Annotated in this window: 17 protein-coding genes; 11 read left to right on the forward strand and 6 right to left on the reverse strand. The window is 33.5% G+C overall.

The window, feature by feature from the left end:
* Positions 1–2: 2 nt before the first annotated feature.
* The 9 genes from lepB (IGJ02_RS00730) to IGJ02_RS00770 all read left to right on the forward strand — a co-directional run bounded on the left by lepB (IGJ02_RS00730) (position 3) and on the right by IGJ02_RS00770 (position 7527).
* Positions 3–755, forward strand: coding sequence for a signal peptidase I (lepB, locus tag IGJ02_RS00730; protein WP_430602837.1), 753 nt, complete (start codon positions 3–5; stop codon positions 753–755).
* Positions 756–781: 26 nt separating this feature from the next.
* Complete coding sequence (gene lepB, locus IGJ02_RS00735) at positions 782–1417, forward strand: signal peptidase I (protein WP_430602839.1); 636 nt, start codon at positions 782–784, stop codon at positions 1415–1417.
* A gap of 17 nt (positions 1418–1434) precedes the next feature.
* Positions 1435–4044, forward strand: coding sequence for a YfhO family protein (locus tag IGJ02_RS00740; protein WP_430602840.1), 2610 nt, complete (start codon positions 1435–1437; stop codon positions 4042–4044).
* On the forward strand, positions 4044–5018 hold the full coding sequence (locus IGJ02_RS00745; RefSeq protein ID WP_430602841.1) for a DUF5067 domain-containing protein: 975 nt from the start codon (positions 4044–4046) through the stop codon (positions 5016–5018). Before IGJ02_RS00740 ends, IGJ02_RS00745 begins: the two co-directional genes overlap by 1 nt.
* On the forward strand, positions 5015–5761 hold the full coding sequence (locus tag IGJ02_RS00750) for a hypothetical protein (RefSeq protein ID WP_430602843.1): 747 nt from the start codon (positions 5015–5017) through the stop codon (positions 5759–5761). The genes IGJ02_RS00745 and IGJ02_RS00750 overlap by 4 nt, the downstream gene beginning before the upstream one ends.
* A 33-nt stretch (positions 5762–5794) precedes the next feature.
* Positions 5795–6223: a DUF948 domain-containing protein gene (locus IGJ02_RS00755; protein ID WP_430602844.1), complete on the forward strand. Its 429-nt coding sequence runs from the start codon at positions 5795–5797 to the stop codon at positions 6221–6223.
* 31 nt (positions 6224–6254) lie between these two features.
* Positions 6255–6611, forward strand: a complete 357-nt coding sequence (locus IGJ02_RS00760) for a YtxH domain-containing protein (RefSeq protein WP_430602846.1) — start codon at positions 6255–6257, stop codon at positions 6609–6611.
* A 301-nt stretch (positions 6612–6912) separates the two neighbouring features.
* The gene (locus IGJ02_RS00765) at positions 6913–7083 is read left to right on the forward strand and encodes a helix-turn-helix transcriptional regulator (protein ID WP_430602848.1); all 171 of its coding nucleotides are present in this window, start codon (positions 6913–6915) and stop codon (positions 7081–7083) included.
* Positions 7084–7383: 300 nt separating this feature from the next.
* The gene (locus IGJ02_RS00770; protein WP_430602849.1) at positions 7384–7527 is read left to right on the forward strand and encodes a hypothetical protein; all 144 of its coding nucleotides are present in this window, start codon (positions 7384–7386) and stop codon (positions 7525–7527) included.
* Between the two features lie 849 nt (positions 7528–8376).
* On the opposite strand, the gene IGJ02_RS00775 is transcribed toward IGJ02_RS00770, so the two are convergent.
* A complete protein-coding gene (locus tag IGJ02_RS00775; protein WP_430602850.1) occupies positions 8377–8853 on the reverse strand; it encodes a GHKL domain-containing protein in 477 nt (158 codons plus the stop codon).
* Positions 8854–9807: 954 nt separating this feature from the next.
* On the opposite strand from IGJ02_RS00775, the gene IGJ02_RS00780 reads away from it, so the two are divergent.
* Positions 9808–10281 carry a hypothetical protein gene (locus tag IGJ02_RS00780; RefSeq protein ID WP_010761948.1) on the forward strand — a complete coding sequence of 158 codons (474 nt, stop codon included), beginning with the start codon at positions 9808–9810 and terminating at the stop codon, positions 10279–10281.
* A 643-nt stretch (positions 10282–10924) separates the two neighbouring features.
* On the opposite strand, the gene IGJ02_RS00785 is transcribed toward IGJ02_RS00780, so the two are convergent.
* The 5 genes from IGJ02_RS00785 to IGJ02_RS00805 form a co-directional block, all read right to left on the reverse strand.
* Positions 10925–11299: a type II toxin-antitoxin system HicB family antitoxin gene (locus IGJ02_RS00785; RefSeq protein ID WP_430602851.1), complete on the reverse strand. Its 375-nt coding sequence runs from the start codon at positions 11297–11299 to the stop codon at positions 10925–10927.
* 238 nt (positions 11300–11537) lie between these two features.
* Complete coding sequence (locus IGJ02_RS00790) at positions 11538–12677, reverse strand: C47 family peptidase (RefSeq protein ID WP_430602852.1); 1140 nt, start codon at positions 12675–12677, stop codon at positions 11538–11540.
* Positions 12678–13639: 962 nt separating this feature from the next.
* The gene (locus IGJ02_RS00795) at positions 13640–14191 is read right to left on the reverse strand and encodes a hypothetical protein (protein ID WP_430602854.1); all 552 of its coding nucleotides are present in this window, start codon (positions 14189–14191) and stop codon (positions 13640–13642) included.
* 36 nt (positions 14192–14227) lie between these two features.
* Entirely contained in the window at positions 14228–14350 is a 123-nt protein-coding gene (locus IGJ02_RS00800) for a hypothetical protein (RefSeq protein WP_430602855.1), read from the reverse strand.
* Positions 14351–15125: 775 nt separating this feature from the next.
* Entirely contained in the window at positions 15126–15773 is a 648-nt protein-coding gene (locus IGJ02_RS00805; RefSeq protein ID WP_430602856.1) for a FusB/FusC family EF-G-binding protein, read from the reverse strand.
* A gap of 438 nt (positions 15774–16211) precedes the next feature.
* Here IGJ02_RS00805 and glmU point away from each other — a divergent pair, with 438 nt between their 5' ends.
* Complete coding sequence (gene glmU, locus IGJ02_RS00810; RefSeq protein ID WP_010761945.1) at positions 16212–17594, forward strand: bifunctional UDP-N-acetylglucosamine diphosphorylase/glucosamine-1-phosphate N-acetyltransferase GlmU; 1383 nt, start codon at positions 16212–16214, stop codon at positions 17592–17594.
* Positions 17595–17863: the final 269 nt, after the last annotated feature.

A 17863-nucleotide genomic window follows, 5' to 3' on the forward strand; every position in this document is an offset into this window, starting at 1 on the left:
ATATGAGTAAAAAAAGCATTAACGGTCACTTTACTCTTAACAAAACAGGCACTAAAACAAAATCAACCAGTTCAGCTAATCCGTTGAATGATGTTAGGAGAAGTGGGCATTCCAACAGAAAAAGGAAACCGCAGCAAAAGTGTCCATCAGGATCAATAAGGAAGAAACAAAAGTCAAAGAATGATCATGAAATGAAAAAGAGTCATAGAAAAGAAAAAAACATACGCCGTATCAAACGGATTTTAGCGGAGTTAGGGATTAGTTTAGCATTACTAAGTCTGCTGTTGTATACCCTGTCTGTGTTTACATTTTCCTTTGCTAAAGTAGAAGGGTATTCAATGGTTCCAACATTGAGCAATGGTGATTGGGTTTTCGTCAATAAATTAGCTAAGTCAAAGCGTTTCGATTTAATCTTGTATAAAGATAAAAAAAGTAAGGAAACGTCGATTAGAAGAGTGATTGGTTTGCCAGAAGAAGCAATCAGCTATCAAGGGGATAAACTGTATGTCAATAATCATGAAGTTTATGAACGCTTTTTGAAAAATGAACTGAAACGAGTGAAAGCAAGTAAGGCTACTTTTACAGAGGATTGGTTACCTGATATAGAATATATCCCCAAAGGAAAATATCTTATTTTAGGAGATAACCGGCCCTATGCTGCTGATAGTCGAGAGTATGGTTATATAGATGAAAAAGAAATCATAGGTGTTGTAAAGATGAGAGTATTACCGATTCATCAAATGAAACAATTTTAAATTAAGTGAAAGATATAAACGAAAGGATGGTTAACATAAAAAGTAAGTTGAAACAGTTACTAAGTAGTGAGTTAAAAAAAGAATCATTTAAATCTAAGATGCCAGTAACTAAAAATAGAAGAGTTAAATCCATTGCTCTGACAGTAATCCTTCTACTAGGTATTTTATTTTTTATAAAGGTCGCTCCCCATGCGGTAAGTGGCGAGTCTATGAAGCCAACTTTACAAAATAACGATCATCTATTTGTTTCCAAGCACGAAGCCCCCAAACGGTATTCTTTGATTACATTCCAACCAAGAGAAAAAAAGAATGAATCCTATGTAAAAAGAGTAATCGGGATGCCGGGAGATCGGATTTGGTTAGATCAAAATACGGTATATTTGAATGCTCAAATGGCTAAAAAAAATCCTACACCTTCAAATGAATCGGAACTTTCAGGTCTTGATTTACCTGATGGGACATTAAAAATTCGCGTGACATGGGAGGTTGCAGCTAAATTAGAAGGTCTTTCTGAAATTCCCAATAATCAATTTTTTGTTTTAGGAGACAACAGAAGGCATTCAACAGATAGTCGAGAATTAGGTTTAGTAGATAAAAATAAAATTGAAGGAGTCGTTAAATTTAGGTACTATCCTTTTAATCGACTTGGTTTAATTGAGTAAGAAAAGCGAGGATAAGAATGAATCAACTACGAAAAAAATCATTTTTTAAAAGAAATAGTTTAGCTATAGGGCTTAGTTTTACGCTCCCAGTTATAATCATGGCTGCTAGTTATTTTCAATTAGGGATCTATCCCACAAGTGATCGGACGATTTTAGCGAGTGACGGCTTTGGTCAATTAGTCAATTTCTATTCAGGTTTCAATAACTTATTACATGGAGAACAATCTTTCTTTTATACATGGACAGGTTCGTTAGGTTTGAACTTTGTCTCGTTGATGAGTTATTACATAAATAGTCTATTCAGTTTTATTGTGATTTTCTTTGATAATATACATATGCCAGATGCGATGTACGTGATTTTATTGGCAAAAATTGGTGGAATGGGTGTAACTTTTTGGATTTTCGCTCATCATACATATCGGATCCCTCAATGGACAAAAATTTCTATGAGTGTGTGCTACGCTTTGATGAGTTATACTGTAGCATATTCTATTATGTTAATGTGGATGGATGCACTAATTTACCTTCCTTTAGTTGTACTAGGTATTCATCGGGTAATGGATAAACAAAAACCCATTTTATTATTTAGTTCCTATTTATTGTTATTTGTTACAAACTATTATATGGCTTTTATGGTAGGACTATTTAGCTTTTTATATTTTTTTACTCGTTCATTTACAGACTGGAAACGATATAAACAATCGGTTTTTCCATACCTAATCACATCTTTACTAGCTGGTGGAGCATCAATGATTATTATTCTGCCATCTGTGATTGATTTAAGAACAAGCGGAGAAAAATTAGACAAGATCAATCACTTTTTTACAAAAGATGTTGGTCCGTGGGATTTTATTGTGAAGAGTATCTCTGGTGTGTATGATACCTCCAAGTATAGCAGCAGTCCCTTTATCTCTGTTGGACTACTACCATTATTATTTTCTATTTTCTATTTTGTTAGCAAAAAGATTCCTTTGAAAAACAAGTTATTATATGGCGGCTTACTTCTTATAATGATAGCAAGCGTTTATATTCAACCGTTGAATTTATTTTGGCAAGGAATGCATTCTCCAAATATGTTTTTGTATCGTTATAGTTTTTTGTATGCTTTCTTAGTTCTTATATTAGCTGGATTTGGGTTAGAAAAATTCGAGAAAAAAGATCTCAATTTATTAGGAAATATAGCACTGACAGTTATGGGGACTTTTATAGTAATTGCGATTATTTCTAATAAAAAAAGATATAGCTACATTACACAGGAATCCTTGATTGTAACTAGTACTTTGCTGGTTATCTATTTACTCCTTTTTATAGTGAAAGAAAAGCTATCTAAGCATGTTTGGGCAGTGCCCGTGCTATTAGTTTGTTGTATTTGCAGTGAGCTCTTTTTTAATACCCATCAAATCATGTTGGGAATCAATAAAGAGTGGGGATATACAAGTAGAGCAAGATATACGGATGGATATAAAGATATTGACCCTTTAGTGAAACAAACAAAATCGAATAATGATACATTCTATCGCTTGGAAAATTTAGATGAAGTCAGTCGGACGGATAGTTTTAATTACAATTATTCGGGAGTGACAATGTTTTCATCTATCCGCAATCGTAATTCTTCAAAGTATTTAGATCGTTTAGGTTACCGATCACCAGGATCTAATCTAACCATTCAATATGCGAATAATACGATTTTAATGGATGATTTACTGGGTGTTAAATACAACTTGGCTAAAAAAGATCCTAAAAAATATGGCTTTAAAAAAGTTGGAGAGAAAGGGAAATACGGATTGTATGAAAACAAATATGCGTTACCGTTAGGCATGGCGACCGATGAAGGAATCTATCAAATTAAAAATAATGGAAATCAAACAGCATTGATCCAATATTTATCTGATAAGAAAGAGCCTATTTTCCAATTTACAGGATTAAATGAAGTCTCAAGAAAAAATATGTATGTGCGAGAAGAAGGAGATTTTACCTTTTATTCAGAAGAAAGTAGCAATGAAGAAAAAAGTATTACTTGGGAAGTTAGTATACCTGAAAAAACGCAAGCCTATCTTAATCTGGATGCCAGGGCATCCGATGGAATGGATGAGGGAACAGTCGAAGTCAGTGTCGAAGGACACAACGATACGAGTCCACTTTCTTCAACAGGACCGTATCACAATCTTGGGTATTACGAGAAAGCAACAAAAGTAAAAGTAACGGCAAAATTCAAGAATAGTTATGCTGTAAAATTGATTCGCCCGTCCGTACTAGTATTGAAGACAGATGCACTTGATCAAGCTATCGAAGCAATCAAAGAGAAAGAAACAGTCTTTGAAGTCAAGGGGAATCAAGCTAAGGCTAAAACTTATTCTGAAAAAGAGCAAGTTATTTTTACTACAATTCCATATGATTCAGGGTGGCAAGCTCGAGTTGATGGACAACCAGTAAAAATCAAAGCAGTTCAAAATGCGTTGATTACCATAAAAGTGCCTAAAGGGAAACACAGTCTTCAGTTGACGTATTATCCAAAAGGAATGAAATTAGGTATCTTGTTATTTGTTGGTTGTGTCGTTCTCTTTAGTTTATATGCCCATTGGTATCAGAAAAAGAATCGCAAGATAAGTATAGAGGAGAGCAAATAATGAAAAAAATAACGACAATTACTCTATCTATAGTCACTATTTTATTTTTTTTAAGCGGATGTACAAAAATATTGGATAAAACTAAGCAACAGTTTCAAAACAAAGGCGTTTCTTATGAAATGCAATTACCAGCTGCTTGGAAACCAGATAAAGAAGTAAAAAATGACTATAGACTTCAAACGATTTTTAGCGCAGAAGATATGAAAAGTAACTCGTATCTGTTTATTATAACGTCTCCTGTAAAAGAAGTTACTCAAAAGGGATTTGGTGAGCAAACGAGAAAAAAACTGCAAGAGCGTTATAATTATAAAAAGCTAAAAGATGTTTATATGAAAAAATTTAAAGTCGGAAACTATCCAGCATATAAATATACATTAAATACCAAATATGATGAGAAAAGTGTCTGGGCCCATTTTTATTATATTTGGACCGAACATGGTTTTGTACAAATGACTTTTTATTCTGCAGATGACAATTCATATGAGAAACGTTCTGAAAAAATTGATAGTGCAGTAGCTACGTTTAAAGAAACAGGCTTTGATGAGAAGGAAGCTGAACAAGAGCAAGAACTGCAAAAAAAAGAAGAAGGTGACGTCGTTACTATCGCAAACGATGAACTTAAAATAGAAACGACGGCTGTACGACGCGTTACAGGAGTAGATAAAAAGAAATTTTTAGCCATTCGTTATACGTTTACTAATTTAAGTGAAAAAGCGATTCAACCATCTGTATGGGGTAAGTGGGTGACTGCTAAACAAGGCGGCCAGACGCTTTCACTTGGTAATTTACCAGAAGATACGTCGTTTTTAGATATTAAAGAGTTAGTTGCCACACAATCAAAAGAAGTGCAACAAGGTGAGAGCGTAGAAAGTGTGGTTCTTTATGAGCTTTCAGATACGAGTACAGTTGAGTTGAGCTTTTCACAAGATGTATTCCCAGGTCAAGAGCCGACACGGGTGGTGGTTCCGGAGTGAGAAACAAGAAGCTGCAGATAGGAATCATACTAGCTATTATTCTAGTGATTACTGTAGGGTGTAAGCAATCCAGTCGCTTTGATCATTTTTCAAAAGAAGAGCAAACGCTCAGTTGGTCTGGAGAACGGACTCGATCGTTTGGTGATGCGGATTATTCAACAATCAAGAACGAAGGAGAAGCGATAGAAATACTGAAAAATAAGTATAAAGTAATGCTGCCAACTTACTATGGAAAAACAAAAAAGATTCTCGAAAAAGAAATTCCATCTGTAACAGTAAAATCTGGAAAGACAAAATACTCTATTTTTGCTAGAAATAAAGAATTAGAATTTCGGTTATTGACTCCATTTTATAAAGGAGATGAACTACAGGTTTTCTCAGAGATGGTTTTGACGTATACCTATTCAGTCGATCAAGAACAAACGTATGTAAAATCACAGATAGTGAATATTAAAATTACACCCATCAAAGGAACGTTGCCAAATGATAATGTCAAGGATTTGGTCAAAGCACTAGGGAAAAATATGAACCTATCAGACCAGCAACTTGTATCTGGTTTGGCTGGTTATGAAAAGAGAATAAAAGGAACAACAACCCCAATCAAAGATGACTACCTTGTGATTGCTTCAAATGCCAATGTTTTAGATAAAAAGCAAGAATTTTTGAAAGAGATTTCGGCGGTTTATGATGAAGAAGGTACGTTTAGAGAGCTTTATGTAGAGCTATCGGATCAGCTGGAATAAAGGTGTAGGTAAAGTAATGGAAGGAGCAAGCGAATGACAGGCGGAGAAGTTGCAGCCATTATTGTTGCAGTAGCATTTGCTGTATTAGTTGTATTTATTATTTTAGTATTGATAAAAGTAGGTGAAACAGTAGAGAGAGTAGCCACTACAGTTGATGAGGCGAATAAAACAATTAGGGTCGTAACAAAAGATGTAGATATTTTATCTAGACAAGTTGAGGGACTTTTAGTGAAAAGTAACGAGTTGCTAGAGGATGTCAATAAAAAAATAGCAACGATCGATCCATTGTTTGTGGCTGTTGCAGATTTAAGCGAAAGCGTTTCTAAGTTGAATTACTCTAGCAGAAATATACTTGGAAAAGTTCGCGTGGTTGGAAAGACAGCAACTAAAGTAGGAGTTGTCAGCAAAGTAGGTGGAGTAGCTTTTAGAGCATTCCAGTCAAAGAAATCATTAAAAAAATAATGAAATAATAAAAGATAACGGAGGAACAGATATGAAAAAAAATGAATTATTTTTAGGCGCGATTATTGGAGGAGCAGTGACAGCCGTCGCAGCACTTTTACTAGCACCGAAATCAGGCGATAAGCTTCGTGAGGATTTAGGTAATCAAGCAGATGACTTTAAGGACAAAGTACAAGCTATATCGGATAAGACGTTAGAATCATTGAAAAAGCAAACCAATGATTTATCTAATCGTGTCAAAAAGACCACTCAAGATATTGAAGAAGAAAAAGATGAATTGGACAATCTGTCAGATGATATTATCATAGAGGGGAACGACGTGCAAAAAATGGTTACGGAAGATGCTGTTGAGGTAGAAGAAACAACGCACCTTTTTGAAAATAATTAAAAGGTTAAACGCATAGAAAAAAGCTCAACTGTAGAGAAGACAAGTTCGATTTTGATGATATTTATCAATACTAGACTTGTTTTGATTTACTAAAGAAATAGGATGGGAAAATCGAAAAGTGTTTTCAACGGTTCAAAATCAATAGCGCCATAATGAGTATACATCATTACTAATTATCTAGTTTTGCGGGTTAGGTCTTCAGAGAAAAGATAAAATCTAGCTATGGTAAAACAACGCAACTAAATTTACCTATTTTTCAGCCAGAGCTGAACGCCCCGCTTTCAAGTGTAAGGAGAAAAGAATGGCTTCAGAAGTGAAAAAGATGCGACAACAATTAAAATTAACACAGCAAGAGTTAGCGGATATATTATATGTAACAAGACAATGTATTTCAAGCTGGGAAACAGGGAAGAATAAGACAAATAGCGATATTCTTAAACAGATAAGTAATATTCAGCTGGATGATAGATGATAGGTTTTATAAACAAATTAAAAAACAAGCAGCTGCTCACCATGTAATAGTAAAAAAATGGTTGGGTTGTTTCTAAAGTGATAAACAGCTGTTTGAAATTCGCAGGTTCTGCAGGCCTGCGAACTTTTTATTTAACGACCCATCTTCCGCCAGACGGATTGCTAAGAATACGGATAGACTAAAAAACAATCGTTACGTTGCACCATTCAATCATGTAAACTTAAGAAATTTTTTATTTATCTGTTCTAACCCATTTATACGCATTGACTTGGCTGCCTTTTTTGATTGAAGGGGCAACATATGGTAGTGATCGATCCTAGTAAATCCGCTCGCAAGCACCAATTGGTAGAATACCAATACGAAAATATCGTATTGAAAAAGGAGAGAGCGGTACTTGCTATTTATAAAAAGAGCGAAAAAAATACGGCATTAGCTACCAACTAATACCGTGCAAAAGTGCAACAAATAACCACCAACTACTTCAATACACTCAAATCTGTAAAAAGTACTAGTATTTCTTACAAAAATTGAGTAAAATGAAAGAGTCGATATGAAAATATTGACTAGGGCAACTTATATTATTAGTTTGCGCTGATAATATGAGGCTCTGTAAGAGGATGTCCGTCCTTTTGCAGAGTGCCTTTTTATTTTGTTTTTCGCTCTAATTACCTGATGTTAAACACAAAAAAATGATATTAGTCAGCTACTAATACCATGAAGCGATCGTTAAATAACCATTCACTATCATTATTGAGTAAGTAAAAAAAGAATGGAAATCCGTTCTTACTTTTAGTACAATAAGGGTAGTCAATAAGAAATTATTGGCGAGGCAACTTGTATTATTAGTTTGCGCTGATAATACAGGGCTCTGTTTAGAAGATGTCCGTCTTCTGACAGGGCGCCTTTTTTATTTTATGTTGTAAATTTATTCTAACGTAAAGAGGTTGGGATAGTCAATAGAATATCGTGAAAGAATTCAAATAGTCAAAACTGTCCCAAAGAAAGGATAAGTTTGACAAAAGAGGGAGAATTTTTTTGGATTTACTTGCGTTGGTGAACGAATATAAAAACAAAGTATATCCAGTTTTTATATTTGACGCATTAAAATAGCGAGGAATAATCCTCACTATTTATAGCATTTAAAAATGAGCAGTGTGTTACTTTGGCGAGTAAGATGGTTTAAACACCTGAAAACAGCCTGCCAGTTTTTCACTGGCATAATCTACATTAGAGAGGTATGTTAACGCATATCTCTCTTTTCATTGTGATAAAAAGGCTTAAAGTGAAAACGGATTACGTACATATTGATTGTTTTTTTGTCTGATTGCAAAAAAATGAAAAGCAATCCGGAGCGGTAATAGTTAAAGTAGTGGTAAACGTCGTAGGATCTTTATTAATCGTGTAGCGAACGTTTTTGTACTGTTTAAGACTTCTTGAAAGAATAGCAAGACCTATGTCTTTATGATTCTTTTTAAAAATCGATAGATAGATTTTATCATCCAGAGGTAGATAAGAATTAGCCACAGTAATCGTTGTGCTAGTATTATCTTTAGAAAAATGGATTTGAACTTGCGGCGCTTCTGTTTGTTCAACGGCCTCAAGCGCATTGTCTAGTAAGAATGATAAAATGCGTATCAGGTATACAGTGCTGATTTCTATATCCACGATTTGATTCCAGACTTGTAGGTCAAGCGCAATATTTTTTTCAAGACAATGACTGACAAAATTATTTAATAGCCCTTGAACGGATGGGGGTTCGATTAAGGGCATGGCGTGAAACAGACTTGGGCTAAGAATCTCTGTAGAAAAATCGGTAATAACTTTCACTAAATCAATTGCTTTGTCAGCTTCTAAAATGTAGAAATTGGTTTTGATTATTCACCCCAGCTTTAAGTTCTAATATCCTTTTTGTAAAACTACTTTTCAATAAAATACAAATATTATTATGGTGAAAAGTGATTATATCATAAAAGTATGATGGTAAGCGCTTGCAAGTGTGTTCCTTAAAAAGTACTTAAATGGTAAGTTAATGTTATTAAAAGATTTACCCCTTTGCCGTTTTCTGATGGATCCAAAGCGCTATAAAAAAATCTGGTTTTCTTACTTCATTCCTTCTTTCTTAGCAGGTGGCGCTTCTATGAGTAAAGAGATCGGAATTTGGAATCTACCTGTCAAAACGATGGTTGATGTCAATGATACGAGTTGATATGGTAGTATCTCATTCTTTTACTTTGGACTGACTGGTTTGTTTTTTTTCCTCTTTTATTTTTTAGCACTGACTTCATATACTGTATAGGTTTTTGTTTATGCTGCGAGTGTTTTATTGTCCAATCGGCGTCGTTATGAGTATCTAGATCATTGGTCATCAGGGGTGACTTTGCTATTGTTACTTCTATGATATGGAGTTAGGTCTATCAAAAGGGAAAGTGAAGCGTCAGTTTATTTGGTGCAGTATTGTGCGGAGTCTCTTATGGCAGAATGACGTTGAAGTAGACCAATGGGCAACAGCAGAAAAATTATTTTATTTAGTAATGATGAGGAAATGTAAGGAAAGAAACAAGTCTCACAATCAATGCGCATTTACTTTAATGAAAATCGGGAAATGCGATAAATTTATGGTGTGGTTGTCGACTATACAGAATAATAGTGAATAAAAACTAAATAGAAGGTTGACTCTACTCAAGAGTGATGATTTTTATTTCACTAGAAAAAGGAGAGTATGTTATGAAAAAAATGATTTTGTTTTCGGCAGTATTATCTTTAACAATTTTCGGGGGGCTGTTGTCTTCTAATACAGAAGCTTCAGCAAAAACAGTTGTAACAACAAGTCAAAATAGAGATGTTGAATTCAATCTATTAGTAACAAAAGCGGGAGATGTAAATCTTCAATTATACAACGTTCGAGCAATTAGTATTAATCAATTCAATTCTAATCTTATAAAAATTGGGCTTCATATGAATAAAGCACAATTAATTCAATTTATAAACGTTTCACAACCTATCATTGATAAATATGAGGATGAACGTTTGAATAACATGGACTATCTAAAAAAAGAAGCAGCTACTCTTTTAACTAAGATGCGTCATTATGGCTTTGTTTCTGAAAGTGAGTTTTGGGATCAAGTGATAGTAGTTAGTTCAATGGAGAAAGCTGAGTTGAGAAGCTGGGTTCTTGAGCACCGGACTTCATTTGTTTAATTATTAAGTAGCATCAGACTCTAGAGTAGAGTCAACCTTCTGTTTAGATTTTAGGATCAAGCTTTTTTTAAAGGAGTGATCCATACTGTGAGATTCTTTTTATTTGAATTGTAGAGATAAAAAAATGTATCAAAATTGATCCAGGAATGTTTTATTTAGAAGAAAATGAAAGTATATCGATAGAGAGTTATAAGAATGTTGACAGGTTGTCTCTATAAATTTTTTCTATAATAATCATTACTAGGGAATATACAGTCTGAAAGTGACATTATCACAGATTGCTGGGAATATCGCTGTGGTTTTTAAAAATCAACGGTTGGCATCCATAAGAACAGCTAAACAGTCTAATTTCACAATCCATCATAAATTTTCTAGATAACCAAATTTCTTATTCTTTCATCAAGTTTGAAAAATCAAAGATCATACTATCAATCTGAGGAAACTAAAAACAATTAGATTAATCCCCATCCAGCAGAATCTTAATTTAGTTACTTTTCCCGTGAGAGAAGACTAAGTTGATTAAAAAAGGATATCATTTTTAGTGTGAAAACCAAGTGGACTTTGACCATATTTGTTTTCGGTGGAAATGCTTTATTAACAAGAGCTAGTTCGTACAATAACTTTAAACAGCATGCATAATTTTTCAAACATTTAACTTATTTTTAAGGTCCTCTGTCAAAGTCTGTGAAAAATTTATATTCTCTTTTTCGGCTAAGTCGTTGATCCATTCTAGAATCGCTGTATTTTTTCTTACAGATTTTGAATGAAGTTTTTTTCTATATTCATTTAGATCTAACGTGATCATTAAGACGAAATTCGTTTCATTGTCTAATTTTATTTTTCTTGGATCAGATGTGGTAGGCAATTCTGTTTTATTATAAATTGCCAAACCCAAAGTTTCTTGAGCCATGTCTACAGTATGATCGATACCATTGCCGAATGTCATTACTTCTGGAACATCAGGAAATGTAACATTATAGTTATTTCCTTCTTGATTAAAAACATCAAGTTCCCCCAATTTTTCCTTGATAATAGTAAAATTGAGGAAATCAAAAAAACGATATGAAATCTTAAAACTACTGATCGAACAAAATAGAGCTGGCATAAAATTATTGTGTCAGTATATTTTAAAAACGTGTTTCCCAAAAAGCAGTCCTTTCTATGTAAAATATGAGTATACTCTACTGAACAAATTAGTAAAGACAAATAAAAACAATTTAGAGGCATTCTCTAAATTGCTTTTATTTATTATTCTTTTATTTATATCTGTAGTTGTACTCTGTCTCATTCCATTTATACTTAGTTTGTCCTAATGTCATATAATCGGAAGAACTTGAGACGACAAATATTTCTTCCCACCATGGGTTCCAGTAGTAATAATAGGGTGGATACGTTTTGGTATCTCCATTTTTAGGCGCTGTATAACCAATTACATTAATTGAGTGACCATCAGTCTTTCCTTCATAATCTCGTAACACCGCAGCTAATGGAGCATTTGCTGAAATTTCACTTTTCACTTTTGAAAAAGGAACTTTAGTTGGGTCATATTTAATAGCCATATTATATTTTTTATTTGTATAATTAATGACATTCATGTATTTTGATTCATTTACAATCCATTTTACATCCATTAATTGTGCTTCAGTTGCATTTGGATAAGTTCCGTGTATAAGATTGCTTGCACTAGTAATTTGTTTTCCAGCTTGATAATTAATAATTGCTGCTACTGAAAAGTAATGACACCATGGTTGAGTTGTTTGTAACTCATAGGCTTTCCATGGTAGTATATTATGCTCAAATTCAACAGCTGATCGCAATAATTTTTTTCTCGGTGTAGCAAGCGGTTGAGTGATATCTTTAGATATTTCATTTTCTTCAGTATTAGTATCTTCTACTTTTTTCACATCATCATCTACTAAAATCAGTGGTTTTTCTATTTCTTTAAATTCATAATACACATTCTGTACATTTCCTTTTAAAGAAATTGATTGATTATTCGTAGTATTCAACTCAGTACTTATTTTTTCTAGTTGCTTTGCTATCGCTTGTGTTAAGATAATTGACTGATCAGTCTGCTGATCGTCCTTATTTACCTGCAATACGTATTTAATCTCTTTGTTTTCATTCTTTACAATTGGAAAATTGTATGTCAGTCCTTCAGAATAACTAATGGTGAATGGTTGTCCTAAATAATAGTCTCCTAAATTGGAACCTTCTAAATACAACATATTTTGTAAATAGCCTTCCCACTTCAGTTTAGCTGTTTCAGTTATATCTGAAGGGATCTCCTCAGATTTCACAAATAACTCTGCTGCTTCAGACTGTTGTGAAGAAAAACCAACCATGAACGAAAAGCTTAAAGCCAGTGAAATTCCTATTTTTTTGTACTGATTCATTAGTATCCACCTCTCTTATTTATGAAAACTATATAAGGACCTGTACTGATTTTAGTTTTATAGCCTTGGCTAGTCAAAAATTTATTTGATTGCTCTAGGTTCGCTGTTACAGACTTTAATTGAGCATCGCTGTAAGAGGGATAAGTATATTTGAGTAATTGATTCACTTGTCGACTAGTTGATCCTTCAACCAAATTTAATACATTCACTACTGATAATGGTGTAGGTTGCATAGTAAATACTTTATTGAATGGTTGATTATATTCAGGTATCACAACTGTTTCTACTTCTGGTGGTACAAAATCTGCTTGTACAGTTTTGCTATCTGCTAAAAACGAAAAACTAAATACAAAAAAAAATACCTAATAAAAAAATGTTTTTTGTCCATTTTTGTCGCTCCATTTTTTCTCCTCCTAGATAAAAAACATAAGGATATTAAAGATCTGTCGGTCTTTAATATCCTTATGTTTTTCTTTTTAAATCTTTTAATTTTATATCTACGTATACTCTTATTGTCTAGTATCTGTACTTTTTAATCACACGATATAAACAAACGATTAGAAGAATTGCTGCACCAATTAGTGACTGGGCTGCATGTCCCATAAATAAATACGAATATAGAAGAAACAGCCCCACTATTAAAAATATTAAGGTTAGACAGTTATTCATCTCTTTCATAATCATTCATCCTGTTCATAGTTTTAATCGGATTACTTTTTTTAATAAGCCTAACTATGCAAACAATTACTAAGATATAAAATAATTATCATTGTTATCTCACTTTACAAATTTTTTAACTAAACGGTAGCTACAAACAACTAAAAGAAATATAGCGCATAGCAAAAATTGAATTTCTTGCCCAACATAAAAATACGAGTATAAAAGAAATAAGGCTAAAATTAAAAGAACCAACGTTACCCAATTACTTACTTCTTTCATAATCAATCATTCCAATCTATTTTTTAATTTGCATAAACAGAAAAATGTGGCACCCAATTATTTGTATCTACCTGAATACCTTTTTTATCTTGTTCTTTATCAATAAGACCATCTATTGAATTTACAATCAATAGATCAAATCCACCACCAAGTGCTGGAATAATCCCTAAAACTTGCGCGGGAGTACATCCCAATACTCCTGCTGCTATTCCTTGTAATGTAACTGATTTAGTAAATAATGTTTTTATGTCTATAGTTCCATTGTGTCCAAATGACTGAAATTTCAATCCCCACCAATGAGAAGTCAACTGATATGGTTTTTCAGGAGCTGGCTTTCTTACTGCTAAGGTATTTTTTTCAATTCCATTATCAGCAGCTACATGGTAACTCCCACTTACTAATTTAGCATTCATATCTTCAATATTTTTTATAATGAAATCAAAGTATGCTAAACCTGAAAATTCTGAATTAATTTCTAAACTGATTTGATTTTCATTTTGAATCAAAACTTCCTTAATTTCTATAGGGTCATCAAGAACATATTTATTTCCATTAAAACTGATTTTACTATCCACGAAACTTTTAAAATTCTCAAAAGTACCTTGAGGATTTTAAATTGGTGATACCGAATCTTCAGACTGTGGCTCTAATTGTTCATTTGCTAAAGATACTGTCGGTGCTGCAAAACTTAATGTAATTATGGTACACAATACTAAACCTAACATTTTTTTCATTTAGCTGACCTCCATATTCTATTTTTGTAAGCGTTACACTTTACATAATTTAAAATAACATTAGTTTCATTATTTGTAAATATTAATATGAAAATCATGCTTATTTGCATAATATATTATTCTTTAAGTTCAGCCCGAAAGTTCTGTACACGGTATGAAAAAACACTACGATTTTCATCATAGTGCTTTTCATGCTTTTAAAGTCGGACATCAGCCCTGTCGATATTGTACTCTACAATTTATTTCCATTCAAAATTACCGCTAAAAAAATAATGTCACTTTTTATTTAAATAGCACACTTTTTTTCGACTTATTCAGCACAATAGACGAATGGACCTCAGTAAATAGCTGTTCTTCTCAATATAATATTAGTTTGTGACATTTATCGGTATAAAATTTATGCTATTTAAAAAGAAAAATTACAAACCCTGTCTACTGTTAAATATACGTATACTCAATTTTTACACACAACATACTAAAAAATGAGCTGTGTTTTATTTTAAATCTCATTCTATTTATATAGAGTATGATACGCAGTAATGCGTATTTGTTCAACTGTTAGCTTATTTTTTTTAAGATCTTTTTGACAGAATAAATCATTTTAGTTTAAAGAGAAATAGCTAGTTAATCTAATAATGCCAAATAGTCAAATGATTCTAAAAATCAGGCTAAATTTGATAAAAACATCAAGTTCCCCCAATTTTTCCTTGCCAATAGCAAAATTGAGAAAGTCAAAAAAATAAAAACCTAGAGGCGATTTCCTCTAGGTAATGTTTTACTTCATAAACTTCACATTCTGAACGAACGCTTCTAACTCTTCTCTACGTTCAATATTATGATTACATTTCTCACTGTCATAGCAAATATAATTCCCACGCTTTGTGTACATACCATCACCAGATTCTTTCACCTTAGACAGAAACATCGAAACTTCTGATGTTTCATGACAAATCGGGCAGATGCCTTTTTGAGTCGTAGGAGCAATCGTTCCTGAAACGCCGACTAGCTGTCCATCGATTGAAGCGATAATAAATTTCTGCTGTTTTCCACTATCATTCCAACTATAAAAAGTATAATCTCTCAAATCCATTGTTTCCCAGTCTGGAATTTTCAATTTCTTCGTCTTTTTAAAGAGCTTTGTCAGTTGTTGTTTTGAAGGCGGATCAAACGGAATAACCGCCTCTTTTAACCCTTCCAAATACTGTTCCAGTCTAGGCTTAGAAGTCGCAGCTTCTAAAAATCCATCTAATAAAGGCTGTAACTGTTCTTTGTCTGTACCAAACTGTTCATTGACTTTTTCAAGAACGATCGCTTGTAGTGTTTTGATTGTATTTTTATCATTTACAGATAAATGAGCTTGTAGCAAAATATTGGCTTGTTTTCTAATAAAATTAAATTGATATGGTTGTATTTGTTTTGTCATAATGGATTTCCTCTCTATCATTCAAGTGATAAAGTACTTTGCGTAAAGGCAATCCTTCAACAACCAAAGCACTTTATTATGTCAAACCTGAATGGGCTTTTGAATGAGATACGTGTGTTTGTTTAAGTATCATATTATCACCCCCCTAAATAAAAGCGAAACGAGCTCGTTCAACCTTGACAGAAAAATAGGAAAAATTGAATGTGACGTTTTTTGTCACAATCCATTTTTATCTTTTTTTCGAAAGGTTAGCTCGTGTAGCTAGATAACGTATAAGTAGATATATTATAACGCAAACACGTAAAATTATAAATTGGTATAGCAAAAAAGCAATTGGTTCAGTTGAAAAACCATAAAGAGTAGGCTAAACTAAAACATGGCGCTATTTTAAATCGAACTAAACTATTGAAAATAAAACAAATTTTAGGAGTGAAGCAATTGGAAAACAGATATGTCATTATCCTCGCTGCTGGTAAAGGAACACGTATGAAATCAAAACTTTATAAAGTGTTGCATCCTGTCGCTGGAAAACCAATGGTAGAGCACATCATGGACCAAGTCGAAAAAACGAATCCAAGTGAAGTTGTCACAATCGTAGGGCACGGGGCAGAGGCAATCAAAAGCCATTTAGGTGAGCGTAGCCAATATGCTTTACAAGCAGAACAATTAGGAACAGGACATGCTGTGTTGCAAGCAGAATCGCATTTAGCAGGAAAAAAAGGAACGACTCTGGTTATTACAGGAGATACACCGCTTTTGACTTCCGAAACATTAGCGAACCTTTTTGATTACCATCAAGGTAAAAACGCAAGTGCGACGATTTTAACAGCGCATGCGGAAGATCCAACTGGATACGGTCGTATCATTCGCGATCATGTAGGGATCGTTGAAAAAATCGTAGAACAAAAAGATGCGTCAGAACAAGAAGCTCGTGTTCAAGAAATCAATACTGGAACATTCTGTTTTGATAATGAAGCCTTGTTTAATGCTTTATCTAAAATCAATACCAACAATGCCCAAGGGGAATACTATTTAACAGATATTATTGAGATCCTTAAAAAAGAAGGTAAAACTGTCGCGGCCTATCAAATGGCTGATTTTGAAGAAGCGATGGGAATCAATGATCGTGTGGCCTTAGCTGAGGCGAATAAAATCATGCACCGTCGTTTGAATACGATGCATATGAGAAATGGTGTATCATTTGTCGATTCTGACTCAACGTATATTGACGAAGGTGTCGTGATCGGTTCAGATACAGTGATTGAAGCTGGTGTGCATTTAAAAGGGAAAACAGTGATCGGTGATGATTGTTTTATTGGTTCCCATTCTGAAATCGTTGATAGTGTAATTGAAGATAATGTGAAAATCACCCAATCAGTTGTCGAAGAAAGTATTATTCGCAAAGATGCGGATGTAGGGCCATTTGCGCATATCCGTCCAAAAGCTGAAATCGGCGAACGTGTTCACGTTGGTAATTTTGTGGAAATCAAAAATGCAACGGTGGCAGAAGATACTAAAGTCGGTCATCTGACTTATGTTGGGGACGCTGACTTAGGTAAAAATATTAACGTTGGCTGCGGTGTAGTTTTTGTGAACTATGATGGCAAAGACAAACATCGGACTAGCATTGGCGATCATGCATTTATTGGGTCAGCGACAAACTTGATTGCTCCTGTGAATGTTGCAGCGAATTCTGTTATCGCAGCAGGTTCAACGATTACGGATGATGTGGCAGAATTTGACTTGGCAATTGCTCGAGCAAGACAAGTGAATAAAGAAGGCTATGGGAAGAATATGCCTTATATGAATAACGAGAAGTAAAGAATAAAAAGAAGATAAATGCTGATATTTTGGCATTCATCTTCTTTTTTATTTGTTTTATCACGTCTGCAAAACATTATTCCTACTTAATATTAAAAATCATACATATTTTTATAGTTATTGTTTTCTTTTTATGTCATAATTAATTATAAGTGTAACATGAAGAAAATAATATGTTGGTTTGTAGCATGTTAAAGGAGTGAACTTATGGCATACCATACCTATGAATTCTTAAAAAAGCGACGAAATGATCCTAAATGGCGAGAGGC

The organism is Enterococcus sp. DIV0724b (genome assembly GCF_050531475.1).
Classification (GTDB): Bacteria; Bacillota; Bacilli; order Lactobacillales; family Enterococcaceae; genus Enterococcus_L; species Enterococcus_L haemoperoxidus.

Excerpts from the sequence above, each read along its gene's own strand:
- lepB (WP_430602837.1), top strand. The coding sequence starts at position 3 with ATGAGTAAAAAAAGCATTAACGGTCACTTTACTCTTAACAAAACAGGC.
- lepB (WP_430602839.1), top strand. The coding sequence starts at position 782 with ATGGTTAACATAAAAAGTAAGTTGAAACAGTTACTAAGTAGTGAGTTA.
- IGJ02_RS00740 (WP_430602840.1), top strand. The coding sequence starts at position 1,435 with ATGAATCAACTACGAAAAAAATCATTTTTTAAAAGAAATAGTTTAGCT.
- IGJ02_RS00745 (WP_430602841.1), top strand. The coding sequence starts at position 4,044 with ATGAAAAAAATAACGACAATTACTCTATCTATAGTCACTATTTTATTT.
- IGJ02_RS00755 (WP_430602844.1), top strand. The coding sequence starts at position 5,795 with ATGACAGGCGGAGAAGTTGCAGCCATTATTGTTGCAGTAGCATTTGCT.
- IGJ02_RS00760 (WP_430602846.1), top strand. The coding sequence starts at position 6,255 with ATGAAAAAAAATGAATTATTTTTAGGCGCGATTATTGGAGGAGCAGTG.
- IGJ02_RS00765 (WP_430602848.1), top strand. The coding sequence starts at position 6,913 with ATGGCTTCAGAAGTGAAAAAGATGCGACAACAATTAAAATTAACACAG.
- IGJ02_RS00770 (WP_430602849.1), top strand. The coding sequence starts at position 7,384 with ATGGTAGTGATCGATCCTAGTAAATCCGCTCGCAAGCACCAATTGGTA.
- IGJ02_RS00775 (WP_430602850.1), bottom strand. The coding sequence starts at position 8,853 with ATGCCCTTAATCGAACCCCCATCCGTTCAAGGGCTATTAAATAATTTT.
- IGJ02_RS00780 (WP_010761948.1), top strand. The coding sequence starts at position 9,808 with ATGAAAAAAATGATTTTGTTTTCGGCAGTATTATCTTTAACAATTTTC.
- IGJ02_RS00790 (WP_430602852.1), bottom strand. The coding sequence starts at position 12,677 with ATGAATCAGTACAAAAAAATAGGAATTTCACTGGCTTTAAGCTTTTCG.
- IGJ02_RS00800 (WP_430602855.1), bottom strand. The coding sequence starts at position 14,350 with ATGAAAAAAATGTTAGGTTTAGTATTGTGTACCATAATTACATTAAGT.
- IGJ02_RS00805 (WP_430602856.1), bottom strand. The coding sequence starts at position 15,773 with ATGACAAAACAAATACAACCATATCAATTTAATTTTATTAGAAAACAA.